12 protein-coding genes are annotated in these 12,988 nt (G+C 74.0%); 5 read left to right on the forward strand and 7 right to left on the reverse strand.

Annotated elements, in window-relative coordinates; genetic code table 11:
• Positions 1 to 176: 176 nt before the first annotated feature.
• Positions 177 to 926, reverse strand: coding sequence for a glycoside hydrolase family 75 protein (locus tag ACGFT1_RS01405; protein WP_373906966.1), 750 nt, complete (start codon positions 924 to 926; stop codon positions 177 to 179).
• Between the two features lie 486 nt (positions 927 to 1,412).
• On the opposite strand from ACGFT1_RS01405, the gene ACGFT1_RS01410 reads away from it, so the two are divergent.
• The 3 genes from ACGFT1_RS01410 to ACGFT1_RS01420 all read left to right on the forward strand — a co-directional run bounded on the left by ACGFT1_RS01410 (position 1,413) and on the right by ACGFT1_RS01420 (position 3,681).
• A complete protein-coding gene (locus ACGFT1_RS01410; protein ID WP_373906967.1) occupies positions 1,413 to 2,387 on the forward strand; it encodes a fibronectin type III domain-containing protein in 975 nt (324 codons plus the stop codon).
• 214 nt (positions 2,388 to 2,601) lie between these two features.
• A complete protein-coding gene (locus tag ACGFT1_RS01415; protein WP_373906968.1) occupies positions 2,602 to 3,141 on the forward strand; it encodes a hypothetical protein in 540 nt (179 codons plus the stop codon).
• Positions 3,142 to 3,225: 84 nt separating this feature from the next.
• On the forward strand, positions 3,226 to 3,681 hold the full coding sequence (locus ACGFT1_RS01420; RefSeq protein ID WP_373906969.1) for a transcriptional regulator: 456 nt from the start codon (positions 3,226 to 3,228) through the stop codon (positions 3,679 to 3,681).
• A gap of 23 nt (positions 3,682 to 3,704) precedes the next feature.
• Here the strand turns inward: ACGFT1_RS01420 and ACGFT1_RS01425 are convergent, their stop codons facing one another.
• Positions 3,705 to 4,268 (reverse strand): PadR family transcriptional regulator, encoded by a 564-nt coding sequence (locus ACGFT1_RS01425; RefSeq protein ID WP_373906970.1) that lies wholly within the window; start codon positions 4,266 to 4,268, stop codon positions 3,705 to 3,707.
• A gap of 55 nt (positions 4,269 to 4,323) precedes the next feature.
• Positions 4,324 to 6,339: an FAD-dependent oxidoreductase gene (locus ACGFT1_RS01430; RefSeq protein ID WP_373906971.1), complete on the reverse strand. Its 2,016-nt coding sequence runs from the start codon at positions 6,337 to 6,339 to the stop codon at positions 4,324 to 4,326.
• A 160-nt stretch (positions 6,340 to 6,499) separates the two neighbouring features.
• Between ACGFT1_RS01430 and ACGFT1_RS01435 the strand changes: the two genes are divergently transcribed.
• Positions 6,500 to 6,907 carry a tautomerase family protein gene (locus ACGFT1_RS01435; RefSeq protein WP_373906972.1) on the forward strand — a complete coding sequence of 136 codons (408 nt, stop codon included), beginning with the start codon at positions 6,500 to 6,502 and terminating at the stop codon, positions 6,905 to 6,907.
• A 10-nt stretch (positions 6,908 to 6,917) separates the two neighbouring features.
• On the opposite strand, the gene ACGFT1_RS01440 is transcribed toward ACGFT1_RS01435, so the two are convergent.
• Both ACGFT1_RS01440 and ACGFT1_RS01445 read right to left on the reverse strand, forming a co-directional pair.
• A complete protein-coding gene (locus ACGFT1_RS01440; RefSeq protein ID WP_373906973.1) occupies positions 6,918 to 7,286 on the reverse strand; it encodes a hypothetical protein in 369 nt (122 codons plus the stop codon).
• 96 nt (positions 7,287 to 7,382) lie between these two features.
• Positions 7,383 to 8,261, reverse strand: a complete 879-nt coding sequence (locus ACGFT1_RS01445; RefSeq protein ID WP_373906974.1) for a hypothetical protein — start codon at positions 8,259 to 8,261, stop codon at positions 7,383 to 7,385.
• A gap of 315 nt (positions 8,262 to 8,576) precedes the next feature.
• Between ACGFT1_RS01445 and ACGFT1_RS01450 the strand changes: the two genes are divergently transcribed.
• Positions 8,577 to 10,655: a SpoIIE family protein phosphatase gene (locus ACGFT1_RS01450; protein WP_373906975.1), complete on the forward strand. Its 2,079-nt coding sequence runs from the start codon at positions 8,577 to 8,579 to the stop codon at positions 10,653 to 10,655.
• A gap of 39 nt (positions 10,656 to 10,694) precedes the next feature.
• Here ACGFT1_RS01450 and ACGFT1_RS01455 read toward each other — a convergent pair whose 3' ends face one another.
• Complete coding sequence (locus ACGFT1_RS01455; RefSeq protein WP_373906976.1) at positions 10,695 to 11,480, reverse strand: putative protein N(5)-glutamine methyltransferase; 786 nt, start codon at positions 11,478 to 11,480, stop codon at positions 10,695 to 10,697.
• Between the two features lie 304 nt (positions 11,481 to 11,784).
• Positions 11,785 to 12,909: a hypothetical protein gene (locus ACGFT1_RS01460; RefSeq protein WP_373906977.1), complete on the reverse strand. Its 1,125-nt coding sequence runs from the start codon at positions 12,907 to 12,909 to the stop codon at positions 11,785 to 11,787.
• Between the last annotated feature and the right edge of the window lie 79 nt (positions 12,910 to 12,988).

Below are 12,988 nucleotides of genomic sequence, written 5' to 3' on the forward strand. Positions count from 1 at the left end.
GCCGGCCCGCCGGCCCGCCGGCCCTCCGCGCCGCCGCGGAAGCGCCGCGGAAGCGCACGCCTCCCGCACGACGGCGAGACCGCCGGAAGCAGCCCGCCAGGGCCGGTGCGCCGCTCGCCCGCGACGGAACGCCCGGCCGGCCGCTGCCCCCGCGTCCCCGCCACGGAGCTGCGCGCCTACCGCACGAGGGGACGGCCGGAAGCTGCCCGCCACGGCCAGTTCCTCGGGTCGTCCGCGATGAAGCGGCCGGCCAGTCGCCGGCCCTCCTCCACCACCGCCGCGTGGTCCTCGATGCGGGTGGCGCGGGAATGGCGGAAGACGATGTAGGTGACGTCGGAGGGTACGCCGCCGGTGCGCGGGTCGGGCGGGATGCCGAGGCTGCGGGCGGTGGCGTAGGAGGCCTCGCCGATGATGTCGCGCGGGCCGGTGTCGCCGACGACCGCGTACCGCACCCGGTCCCGGTAGACGACCGCGGCCACGGAGCCGCCCCGGACGCCGTGCGCGCGCTGGTTCCAGCGTCTGCTCGGCGCGGGGACCACGATGTAGGGCAGGCGCGCGGCGCTCAGATGGCGGCCGTCGGACTGCTGGAAGGCGGTGGTGGGGGCGAACAGCGGGTCGGTGCGGTGGTTGCAGCGGGCGCTGGGCCGGCCGTCGCAGTCGATGTCCAGGTCGGCCTTCCAGAAGACGGCGTCCCGGGTGCCGCAGACGGGGACGGTCGGAGCGGTGTCGGCGTCGGTGCGGTACCGGCCCCGGGAGACCTGGGTGCACGTGTCGGTGCGCGCCAGCAGGTCGGCGGCGGTGACCAGATCCTCGCCGTGGACCGCGGGCCGTTCTCGGGGCGGGACGGCGGTGGCCGGGGCGGGCAGGGCCGTGGGGGCGAGCAGGGCGGCGCCGGCGGCGGCCAGCGTCAGCGACGGGACACGCACGATGAGGAACCCTCTCTTAGGGTACATAACGGGCATTCAGCCCACTGTGGTGCGCGTTCGGGCGAGTGGACGTCGGGACCGCTCCGAAGGGGCCGGATGGAGCACGCTTCTGACACCCCGCGAGGGGATCTTCGGAGCATCCCGCGAGGACAGCCGTGGGTCCGGGCGCCGACCGGGTTGCGCGGAGCGGATGACAGGGGTACAGGAGGCCGGGTTCCGGCATGAAGGGGCCGGGGGTTCCGGGAACTGCCCGCCCGGAACCCCCGGCCGCCCATGCCGGCACGGGATCGGCGACGACAGCGGGTCCGCGCCACCGGCATGAACTCCGCTCAGTGGCAAGCGAGTTCGGCCGCGGAGAGGTCCAGCTCACGCAACTCGGGGGGCAGTCCCCCACGCGACCCCCTTGCTGTGGCCGCACCCGCCCGGCACTATTGGTCCGGACCTTTACCGTGCCTGCTCACGCCGTCCCCCGGGGGAGGAACAGCCGTGCGACGCGTTCCCGTTCCGCTCGTGCTGGCCTGCGGAGCCCTGCTGCTCGCCGTGTCGTGCGGCTGGGGCCGGGCCGGCGAGGCGGACGAGGGACGGGCGCCGGGCGCTCCGGGCGGGGTCACCGCCACGGCGGGCAGCGCCACGAGCGTGCACGTCATGTGGAACGCCCTGCCCGACGGCTCCGGGGTCCGCTCCTACGAGATATACCGCGGCACCACCAAAGTGGCGGACGTGGCGGATTCGCAGCACATGGTGGACGTCACCAGGCTCAGGCCGTCCACCGTGTACGCGTTCACCGTGCGTGCCCGGGACGCCGCGGGCCGGCTGAGCCCGCCGAGCCGGTCGGTACGGGCGCGGACACCGGCCGCGGTGGCGGCGGACCGCTCGGCACCGACCCGGCCCCGGGACACCGCCGGGCGGACCGTCGGCAGCCGCGCGGTCCAGCTGTCCTGGGGCGCGTCCCGGGACGACCGGGGCGTGGTGTCGTACGAGGTCTACCAGGGCGACGTGAAGATCCACAGCGTCGGCGGCGGCCAGACGGCCACGGTGGTCACCGGCCTGCGCCCCGGCAGCCGCTACGTCTTCACGGTGCGGGCCCAGGATGCCGCCGGCAATCTCTCCCCCGCCGGCACCCGGATCCGCCTGGCCACCCCGGGCAGGGACGACGGCCGGGACACCGCGCCCACCGGCTTCACCGCCGCCACCCACCGGTCCGGCGGGGCCTACTACATCGACCTGGCCTGGGACCCGCCGCGCACGGGCGGTGTGGTCACCGAGTACCAGATCCAGCTGGACGGCGCCGCGGCCACCTCACTCCTCTGGGGCGGCACGCCGCCGCACGGCCGGGCGCGGCACAGCTTCTACACGGGCACGGCGGCCGGCGAGGAGCACCGGGTGCGGCTGCGGGCGCGGCTGCCGGACGGGACGTGGGGTGGTTACTCGGCGGAACGCACGGTGACCACGGGCGGCTGACGGGCGGACAGGTCCGGCGCGCCTGCGTCCACCGGACGGCGGGGGCCACACGGACGGTCCGCTTCATCCGGGCGGTGCAGCCGTCACCCGGCCGGGTGTCCCCGGCGTGCGGGCGGTCCCGGGGCGGCGTTTGCTGCGGTTGAGGCGCACGGACGTTTCCGACCCCAGGCGGCGCATGGGACGTACCGCCAACCGTGCCGCCGGAGGCCAGCCCATGCACACCTCACGACTCCTGCTCCGCTCCGGCCTGACCCTGGCGGTCGCCGCCGCGCTTCCGGCCGGGTTCGCCGGGCCGTCCGCCGCCGCCTCGGGGATCTCGGTCAGTACCACCGGCTCCACGGTCTCGGTGGTGACCAGTGCGTGCACCCAGATCAACGGCAGCTGGGGCACCGCGGCCCTGCTCTCGAGCCGTCAGGCGAGCTTCGCCCAGGGCAGGCAGGTGGCCCTGTCGGGCACGTCCGTCAGCCAGTCCGCGGCCTGGTCCGGGGTGAGCCCGGGGACGTTCACCGTGGTGGTGGTCTGTTCCAGCGGCAGCACCGCGGGCAGCCAGTCGGTGATCGTCTCCGGCGCCACCTCGCCGACGATCTCGGCGACGTCCACCGCCAGACCCTCCCGGGGGGTCATGGGCGGCCTGGGCGGTGCCGCCCGCGACTACGGCCCGCTGACGCTGGGCGTCGGCGCGGCCCTGGTCGGCGCCGGCGTCGTCGCCACGGGCTGGGTGCTGCGCCGCCGCTCGAAGCCGTACCGGCTCTGAGCCCCCCTCAGCACGCCCCCGTCACCGGGTCGGTCCGGGGAGGAGCGGGCGGCGCCGCCCGCTCCCCGGATCGGCGGGGTCCCGGTGGCCGCCGCGCGTGAGGTGATCGCCCCCGCGGAGGACGAGTCGCTCGACCATCACCTGCGGCTGGGCGCGGCGGCCCGGGCGCTGCCCCGCGTCGAGGGGTCCGCCGGGGACGACCCGGCGGTGGAGACCGCCCGCCGCTCGGTGGAGGCGCTGCCGGAGCGGCTGGGCCGGTCATGCGGCACCGTCCTGGACCTGCTCAACCCCACCCACCGGCGGCTCGTCGACCCGGTCGCCGGGCTGGCCCGGCTCGGTCGCCCCCGCGACACCGGGCACGTGCCGCCGTACGGGCGGCCGGCCGCGCAACCGGCCGTCACCGACCTGGACATCATCGACGGGCAGCCGACCCGGACCGGGCAGACCGAGGCTGCCGTCGCGCCGGCGGTGCTGTGCGAGCCGGTGCTCCCGGGCCTGCGGCGCACGGCCCACGCGCGGGAGCCGGCCCGGCGGCGCTGAGGCGCCCCGGGCCCGCGGCGCGCCTACCGCTCCCCGGGACCGCACTCCTGCGCCGGCAGTTCCGCGAACTCCGCCAGGGCGTGGGTGAGCCACTGGGTCCAGAAGGTCTCCAGGTCGATGCCCGCCCGCAGGACCAGGTGACGCAGCCGGTCCCGGGGGGCGTGCCGGTCCGGCGGGAAGTCGCGCCGTTCGATCTCCTGGTACTCGGCGAGCTGCCGCCGGTGCAGCTCCAGGTGGCGGCGCAGCTCCGGCTCCAGGCCCGCCGTGCCGACCACGGCCGCCGCGCGCAGCCGCAGCAGGAGCACGTCCCGCTGGGGCTTGGGGTCCTGCGCGGCGGCGGTCCAGCGGGCCAGTTCGGCGCGGCCCGTCGGGAGCACCTCGTAGTTCTTCTTCTGGCCGCGGGCCGGCTGCTCGGCCGGCAGTGCGCGGATGAGGCCCTGCGCCTCCAGTCTCCCCAGCTCGCGGTAGATCTGCTGGTGCGTCGCGGACCAGAAGTAGCCGATCGACTTGTCGAACCGGCGGGTCAGCTCCAGCCCCGACGACGGTCTTTCCAGCAGGGCGGTGAGGATCGCGTGCGGGAGTGACATGGGCTCATCCTAGAAAGGGGCGCGGGCGCGCCGGGCGCGCGCCCCGCGGCCTCGGCTACAGGGCCGCGGCCAGCTCGGTGCCCTGCTTGATGGCCCGCTTGGCGTCGAGTTCGGCCGCGACGTCCGCGCCGCCGATGAGGTGCGCGCTGCGTCCGGCGGCGACCAGCTCGTCGTACAGGTCTCGGCGCGGGTCCTGGCCGGTGCAGAGCACCACGGTGTCGACCTCCAGGACGGTGCTCTCCTCACCGACGGTGATGTGCAGCCCGGCGTCGTCGATCCGGTCGTAGCGCACGCCCGGCACCATGGTGACGCCCCGGTGCTTCAGCTCGGTGCGGTGGATCCAGCCGGTGGTCTTGCCGAGCCCGGCGCCGACCTTGGTGGTCTTGCGCTGGAGGAGGTGGACCTGGCGGGGCGGTGTGGGCCGCACGGGCGCGGCGAGGCCGCCGGGCGCCTGGTAGGTGGTGTCGACGCCCCACTGGCGGAAGTACGTCTCCGGGTCCTCGTGCGCCTTGTCGCCGCCGTCGGTGAGGTACTCGGCGACGTCGAAGCCGATGCCGCCGGCGCCCAGCACGGCGACGCGCTCGCCGACGGGGGCGCCGTCGCGCAGTACGTCGAGGTAGCCGAGGACGCGGGGGTGGTCGATGCCCGGGAGGTCCGGGGTTCGCGGGGTGACGCCGGTGGCGACGACGACCTCGTCGTAGCCGGCCACGGTGTCGGCGGTGACCCAGGTGTCGAGGCGTACATCGACGCCGTGGGCCCGGAGCTGGTGGCCGAAGTAGCGCAGGGTCTCGTCGAACTCCTGCTTGCCGGGGACCTTGCGGGCGACGTTGAGCTGTCCGCCGATCTCGCTCGCGGCGTCGAACAGGGTGACGGCGTGGCCGCGTTCGGCGGCGGCGACCGCGCAGGCGAGTCCGGCCGGGCCGGCGCCGACGACGGCGACGCGCTTCTTCTGCCGGGTCGGCGAGAGCACCAGCTCGGTCTCGTGGCAGGCGCGCGGGTTGACCAGGCAGGAGGTGATCTGCCCGCTGAACGTGTGGTCCAGGCAGGCCTGGTTGCAGCCGATGCAGGTGTTGATGGCCTCCGGGGTGCCGGCGGCGGCCTTGGCGACGAAGTCGGGGTCGGCGAGCATCGGGCGGGCCATGGACACCATGTCGGCGTAGCCGCCGGCCAGCAGCTCCTCGGCCAGCTCCGGGGTGTTGATGCGGTTGGTGGTGACCAGCGGCACGGACACCTGACCCATCAGCTTCTTGGTGACCCAGGTGTAGGCGCCGCGCGGCACGGAGGTGGCGATGGTGGGGATGCGGGCCTCGTGCCAGCCGATGCCGGTGTTGATGAGTGTCGCCCCGGCGGCCTCGACGGCCTTGCCGAGGGTGACGACCTCCGCCAGCGAGGAGCCGCCCGGGACGAGGTCCAGCATGGACAACCGGTAGATGACGATGAAGTCCTCGCCGACGGCCTCGCGCACCCGCCGGACGATCTCGACGGGGAACCGCATCCGGTTCTCGTACGAGCCGCCCCAGCGGTCGGTGCGCCGGTTGGTCTGCGCGGCGATGAACTCGTTGATCAGGTAGCCCTCGGAGCCCATGATCTCCACGCCGTCGTAACCGGCCTCACGCGCCAGGCGGGCGGCGCGGACGTAGTCCCCGATGGTCCGCTCGATGTCGGCGTCGGTCAGCTCGCGCGGCACGAAGGGGCTGATCGGCGCCTGGAGCGGGCTCGGCGCGACGAGGTCCCGGTGGTAGGCGTACCGGCCGAAGTGCAGGATCTGCATGGCGATCCGGCCGCCCTCGCGGTGCACGGCCTCGGTGATCACCCGGTGCTGTCCGGCCTCCGCGTCGGTGGTGAGCTTGGCTCCGCCCTCGTACGGCCGTCCCTCGTCGTTGGGTGCGATGCCGCCGGTGACGATGAGCCCCACGCCCCCGCGCGCGCGGGCCGCGTAGAACGCCGCCATCCGCTCGAAACCGTGCTCGGCCTCCTCCAGGCCCACGTGCATCGAGCCCATGAGCACGCGGTTGGGCAGGGTGGTGAACCCCAGGTCGAGCGGGGTCATCAGGTGCGGGTAACGGCTCATCGGGGCCCTCCGTGCGCGGTGTCGTCACTCCCTGTTGTAGAGCAAGCCGCACGCTTTATGCAACTAGTTGCACAACCACCCGCACGTGACACCAGCCACTCTGTACCTACTAGTATGTACAGAGTTTCGCCACGCCAGTGCCCAGCGGAAGGACACCGCCATGCCCCTCGTCCGTATAGACACCCTCGGCACCGACCCGGCCCGCCTGGCCGCGCTCGGCGAGGCCGTCCACGAAGCCGTGGTCGACGCGCTCGGTGTGCCGTCCGGGGACCGCTTCCAGGTGCTGACCGGCCACGACGGCGTCCACAGCCTCCTGCGCTACGGCGACCACCCGGGCGTGCGCCGCGACGACTCGGTGGTGTTCGTCGCGATCACCCTGCGCGCCGGACGTGACGCGGACGTCAAGCGGGCGCTGTACCGGCGGATCGCCGAGCTGGTGCACGAACGCACCGGCACCGAGCCGCGCAACGTGCTGGTCACCCTGACCGAGAACGGCTGCGCCGACTGGTCCTTCGGCCACGGCCTGGCGCAGTACGCCCCGGCCGGTGGAGCACCGGCCGGGGCGTAGGGGCGTGAGGTCAGCGACTCTCCAGGCGCAGGTGGAGGTCGCGTTCCTGGTCGCCGGAGGCGGAGGTCTCCCGCACGCTGAACATCGAGTCCAGGGTGGTGAGGAACCGGTCGACGGCCCAGGGGCCGCCCTGGACGTCCGCCTCGACCGCCGAGCCCAGGCGGACCTCGGGGCAGTCGCCCTCACGGCTGTCCGCCACGTCGTAGGTGCCGGACCACACCATCGGGCGTGACTCGTGCAGCTGCTGAGGCGGCTCGTCCGCGCCCCGGTCGGAGGCGAAGCATGACCCCAGCGCGTCGAAGACGATGCGGGCGTCCTCCGCGGAGCCGCTGAGCTCCACCGTGACGGTTTCCGCGTTCGACCGCTCCGTGTCTGTCATTGATGCCAGTCCTTTCGTAGCCGCGCTGCGGTGGAACGGGTATCCCGCCGAACCGCGTCCATCCTCAGGAAAACATCACAGGCCGCCGCGCACACCTCAGCTCTGGGAGAACTTGTACGTCTTGCTGTCCGTCAGCACGCAGAAGCCGGGCGAGACGACGATGACGCGCAGGACACCGCTGCGGCGGTCGTAGTCGATGCCCTCCGCCTCGAAGTTCCCGGAGCAGGAGCTGCGCAGCGGCAGCTGGCGCAGGGCGGTGACGTGGCCGGAGACGTCGGTGCCGTCCGGGGCGGCCGACAGGTCGATGCGGAGCAGCGGCTTGGTGAGGCCGAAGAGCGAGCCGTCCGGGTCGTCGGAGGAGCACAGCAGGGTCGTCGGTCCGGAGAAGTCGCAGCCCTGGACGTCGCGGACGGCGTGGTCCAGACGGACGGTCCCGGTCTGCGGGAGGTTCGCCGAGGGCGAGGTGGACGGGTTGGCGCCCGGGGTGGGGAAGACCAGCAGGCGGGTCATCGTGCCCCACTCGCCGGACAGCATCCACCGGCCGTCGGGCGAGACGGCCGCCCAGGAGTTGTTCAGCGCCTCGTCCGGGCCGAGGGTGTGGACGTACTCCGACCAGGTGCCGTCGGGGGCCTGGACGCGGAACATCTTCGAGTTGCCGGAGTCCCGCTGGTAGGGCTCGATGTAGTAGCCGCCGTAGGTGGCGTCGGGGTCGCCCACGTGGTTCCAGCCCCGGGCGGACAGGCCGACGGGGATGGTGCCGATGCCGGTGTAGCGGTTGGGGCTGTTCGCGGGCACCTCCACCGAGGCCAGGCCCTGGCTCTCGGTCAGCGGGTCGGCGCGGTCGGAGCCGGTCTCGGTCCAGGTGCCTGCCGCGGTGGCGGGCGTGGGCGCGACGAGGGACACGACGGCGGCGGTGGCGAGGGCGACGAGGCCGGCGAGGACTGCGTGACGGCGTTCCCGGGCGGACGCGGGCATGGGCGACTCCTGGACGGGGGGTGGAGGGCACTCGGTCGGCGGACAGTCTGGCGTGGCGTCATAGTCATGTACAGGCCAATGCAGCAACATGAGCGTGAACTCTCACGGCCCGCGGGATCGCGGGCTGCGGTCCCGCCGGCAGGCCCCGCAGCGCGCGCACCGCCGGTGACGGCTCCGGCGGACGCCCGGCTCCGTGTTGAGAGATGGTGGAGGTGGACGGCGAAGGCGGCGGAGACTCGGTGTGAGCGCGGTAGAACAAGGGGAGTCGGCACGGGGGACGACGTGCCGTGCGGACGGGCGAAGGCGGTGCGTGGCATGAGTGCAGCCGAGGCTCCGGTGGCCGAGGGCGACGGGCCCGTGCGCGGGCCGCAGCGGCCGGGCGGGCTGCTCGACGTGCTGGGCGTGGCGTCGGTGGTGCTGGACACGGACGGCCGCATCGTCCTGTGGAGTCCGCAGGCTGAGGAGCTGTTCGGGTACACCGCGCGGGAGGCCCTGGGGCAGTACGCCGCCCGGCTGATGGTGCACGAACGGCACATGCGGCTGGTCGGCGACCTCTTCGCCGACGTACTGCGCACCGGGCAGAGCTGGGCCGGCGGCTTCCCGGTCCGCCACAAGGACGGCAGCACCCGTCTGGTGGAGTTCCGCAACATGCGGCTGCTGGACGACCGCGGGGACGTGTACGCGCTCGGCCTGGCCGCCGACCAGTCGACCGTACGGCGGCTGGAGCAGGACGTGGCACTGTCCGAGCGGATGGTGAAGCAGTCCCCGATCGGATACGGCGTCCTCGACACCCGGATGCGGTTCGTCTCGGTCAACCCGGCCCTGGAGAAGATCAACGGCCTGCCGGCCGCCGAACACGTGGGCCGGACCCTGCGCGAGGTGCTGCCCCGGGTGGACGCCGACGCGCTGGAGGCCGCCACCCGGCGGGTGCTGGAGACGGGCGTTCCCCTGGTCGACGACACGCTCGTCGGCCGTACCGCGGCCGACCCGGACACGGACCACACCTGGTCCCACTCGCTGTACCGGCTGGAGGACGCCATGGGCAACGTGCTCGGGGTGGCGGTCTCGCTGGTCGACATCACCGAGCAGCACCGGGCCTCGGTGGAGGCGGAGGCGGCCCGGCGCCGGCTCGCGGTCATCGCCGACGCCTCCGCGCGGATCGGCACGACGCTCGAACTGGAACGCACCGCCTGCGAGCTGGCCGACGTCGCCGTGCCCGAACTGGCGGACGTGGCCGCCGTGGACCTGCTGGACGCGGTGGTGGAGGGGCGGCCCAGCACCCTGGGCCCGTCGGAGTCCGCGGTGATCCGGGCGCTCGCGGTCCGGCCGGACGAGGACACGGAGGCGGTACGGGCCGCCGACCCGCCCGGCCAGATCGCCCGCTACCCGTCCGACCGCCTGGTCACCGAGTGTGTGCGCACGGGTGAGGCGGTGCTGGTCCCGCAGGTCAAGGACGACGACCTGCCCCGCATCGCCCGCTCGCCCGAGGCGGCCCTGCTGCTGGGCCGGGCGGGCCTGCACTCGTATCTCGCGGTGCCGCTGATCGCGCGCGGCGAGGTGCTGGGGGCGCTCGACCTCAAGCGCACCCGGAACCCGGCGCCGTTCGGCGAGGACGACGTCCTGCTGGCGCGGGAGCTGGCCGCCCGCGCGGCGGTACAGATCGACAACGCGCGCTGGTACCAGAACGTCCGCAACACGGCGCTCACCCTCCAGCGCAGCCTGCTGCCCGGGCATCCACCGGTCACCACCGGCCTGGAGGTGGCCTCCCGCTACCAGCCGGCGGGCGCGACCAGCGAGGTCGGCGGCGACTGGTTCGACGTCATACCGCTGGACGGGGGGAAGACCGCGCTCGTCGTGGGCGACGTGATGGGCAGCGGGATCAGCGCCGCCGCCACGATGGGCCGGCTGCGCACCGCCACCACCACCCTGGCCTCGCTCGGCCTCGACCCGGCCCGGCTGCTGGAGCACCTGGACAGCACCACGTCGGCCCTGGACCACTCCATCGCGACGTGCGTCTACGCCGTCCACGACCCGCATCTGCGGCAGTGCCGGATCGCCAACGCCGGCCATCTGCCGCCGGCCCGGGTCCGGCCCGGCCGCCCGCCGGAGCTGCTCGACCTGCCCACCGGCGTGCCCCTCGGGGTCGGCGGGGTCGAGTTCTCCACGGTCACCGTCGACTTCCAGCCCGGCGACGAGCTGGTCTTCTACACCGACGGCCTGGTCGAGACCCGCCGCCACTCGCTGGACGAACGCCTGGACGTCCTGCTGTCCCTGCTCGACGACCCCGCACGCCCCCTGGAGGAGGTCTGCGACCTTCTCCTGCGCACCCTCCACCACCCGGACAACCACGACGACGTCGCCCTGCTCATCGCCCGCGCGCAGGAACTGGACTAGCGGCTTCGGGGACGGGCGCGGCGCCGGAAGCCGCGCACTCTAGGGAAGTACGCCGATCACCACGTGCGCGTACAGCTCCTCCGACACCGCCAGGCGCGTCGACAGGCCCGCCCGGGTGAGCACCTCGGCCGCGTCCGCCGCCTGGCGCTCGCTGGTCTCGGTCAGCAGACAGCCACCGGGCGCCAGCCATCCGGGTGCCCCGGCGGCCACCCGGCGCAGCACGTCGAGTCCGTCCGCGCCGCCGTCCAGGGCGACCAGCGGCTCGTGGTCGCGGGCCTCCGGCGGCAGCAGGGGCACATCGGCGGTCGGGACGTACGGCACGTTCGCCATCAGCACGTCGACACGGCCGCGCAGACCGGCGGGCAGGGCGTCGTACAGGTCGCCCTGGTGCGCCCGGCCGCCGAAGGCGCCGAGATTGCGGCGGGCGCAGCGTACGGCGGCCGGGTCGATGTCGGCGGCGTGCACCTCGGCACCGCCGAGGACGGCGGCGAGGGCCGCGCCCAGCGCGCCGGAACCACAGCACAGGTCCACGGCGACGGCCGCGTGCGGTGCCGCGGCCAGCGCCTGGTCGACCAGGAACTCGGTGCGGCGGCGGGGCACGAACACCCCGGGTTCCACCGTGATGCGCAGTCCGTGGAACCGGGCCCAGCCCAGGACCTGTTCGAGCGGCAGCCCGGCGGCGCGCCGGTCCACCATGGCGGCCGTGTCGCCGGGGGTACGGGCGGTGGCGAGGATCAGCGCCGCCTCGTCCTCGGCGAAGACGCACCCGGCGGCACGCAGTGCGGAGACGACGGCGGAGGGGGAAGGCGGTACGGGAGTGGGCATGGAAGCCGGAAGCCTTTCGGGAGCGCGAAGCATCAGGGCGCTCCCGCGGTCACCGCTGCCGGCGTACCGCGCCGTCACGAGGAGAGAGCACCCCTGCCGACACAGCGGTAATGGGACTCACCTCCTCGCCATCGGGGCCGCGGACACCCGCGGCCAGGCGGTCACCATACCGCAACGCTCCGACACGGCTCCCCCGGCCGCCGGGAAACGGGAACGGCCGCGTGCGTCACGCGGCCGTGGGTCCGTCTTCCGGGCGCCGGGCGCGCCCGGTGAGGGCGGTCGGCACGCCCCCTGAGGGCGGTCGTCAGACGCCGACCGTCTCCTCGATCTCTTCCTCGGCCTCTTCCTCCGCGTCCGCCTCCGCGTCCGCCTCGGCCTCCGCCTCAGCTTCCTCGCGGGCCGCCGGTCCGTGGGACGTGGTGCCGGCGGCCCGCCCGGTCCCGGCCTCGGGGTGAGCGGTCCGCTGAAGGGGGCGCCGGGTGCGCTCGTACAGGGCGGCGCCCGCGGTCACCAGGAGGCCGGCCAGCAGCCAGCCCGCCAGGGTCCACACGTTGCGCGCGAGGCCGTCACTGCCGAAGTAGAGCAGGCTGCGGGCGCCCTCGACGAAACCGGCGCCGTTCCAGAAGGCGTGCAGGGCGCCGAAGAAGCCGTTCTGGAGCTCGGGCCGGAAGAGGCCGCCGGAGCTGGTGAAGTTCAGCATCACGAAGAGCACCATCATGGCCAGCGTGGTCCACCGCTTGAGGAATGTGTGCAGACCGACGCCGACCAGGAGGATGCCCGCCGAGTACAGCCAGGCCATACCCCACACACCCGCGAGGTCGTGGTGGGCGAGGTGGAACACCGGGCCGGCGAGCAGCGCGCCGATGCCGCCGACCACGGCGGAGACGCCGAGCGCGAGCAGCGCCCGCACGCGCATCGCGAGCGCGGCACCCGCGGCCCCGAGGGCGGCGACCGAGGCGTAGGAGCCGATGCTGACCGCGACCAGCAGGAAGAACAGGCCCTGGCCGGTGGGATCGTCGGCGACCGGCGCGGCCACGTCGGTGACCTTCAGCGGGGTGCCCTGCTCGGCGGCCACCGGCGTGAAGACCTTCTCGACGGCCGTCGCGCCCATGTCGGAGGCGGCGGTGGCGACCAGCAGCTCGGGCGCCTTGGCGCTGGGCACATAGGCGCCGGTGACATCCCGGGACTCGAGCAGTCGGACGGCGTCGGCGCGGGTGGCGACCGTACGGACGTCGAGCCTGTCCCCCGCGGTGTCCTTCACCGTCTGCGCGAAGACCTTGGTCCGCGGGGCGGTGCCGACGACGGCGACCGGCAGGTGGTGCGGCTCCGGGGTGACGAACGCCCCCATGTACGCGAGCCCCATGCCGATGCACATCAGCAGCGGGGTTATCAGGTGGGTGAGCACATGGCGCAGTGCCGGTGACCTCATCGCGGGCGACCCTCCAAAAGTTGGCTTATACAACTCATAATCTAGTTGTATTGTACAACTAGAACCCCGGAGGAGGTAT

This window comes from Streptomyces sp. Y20 (assembly GCF_043195475.1).
Classification (GTDB): Bacteria; Actinomycetota; Actinomycetes; order Streptomycetales; family Streptomycetaceae; genus Streptomyces.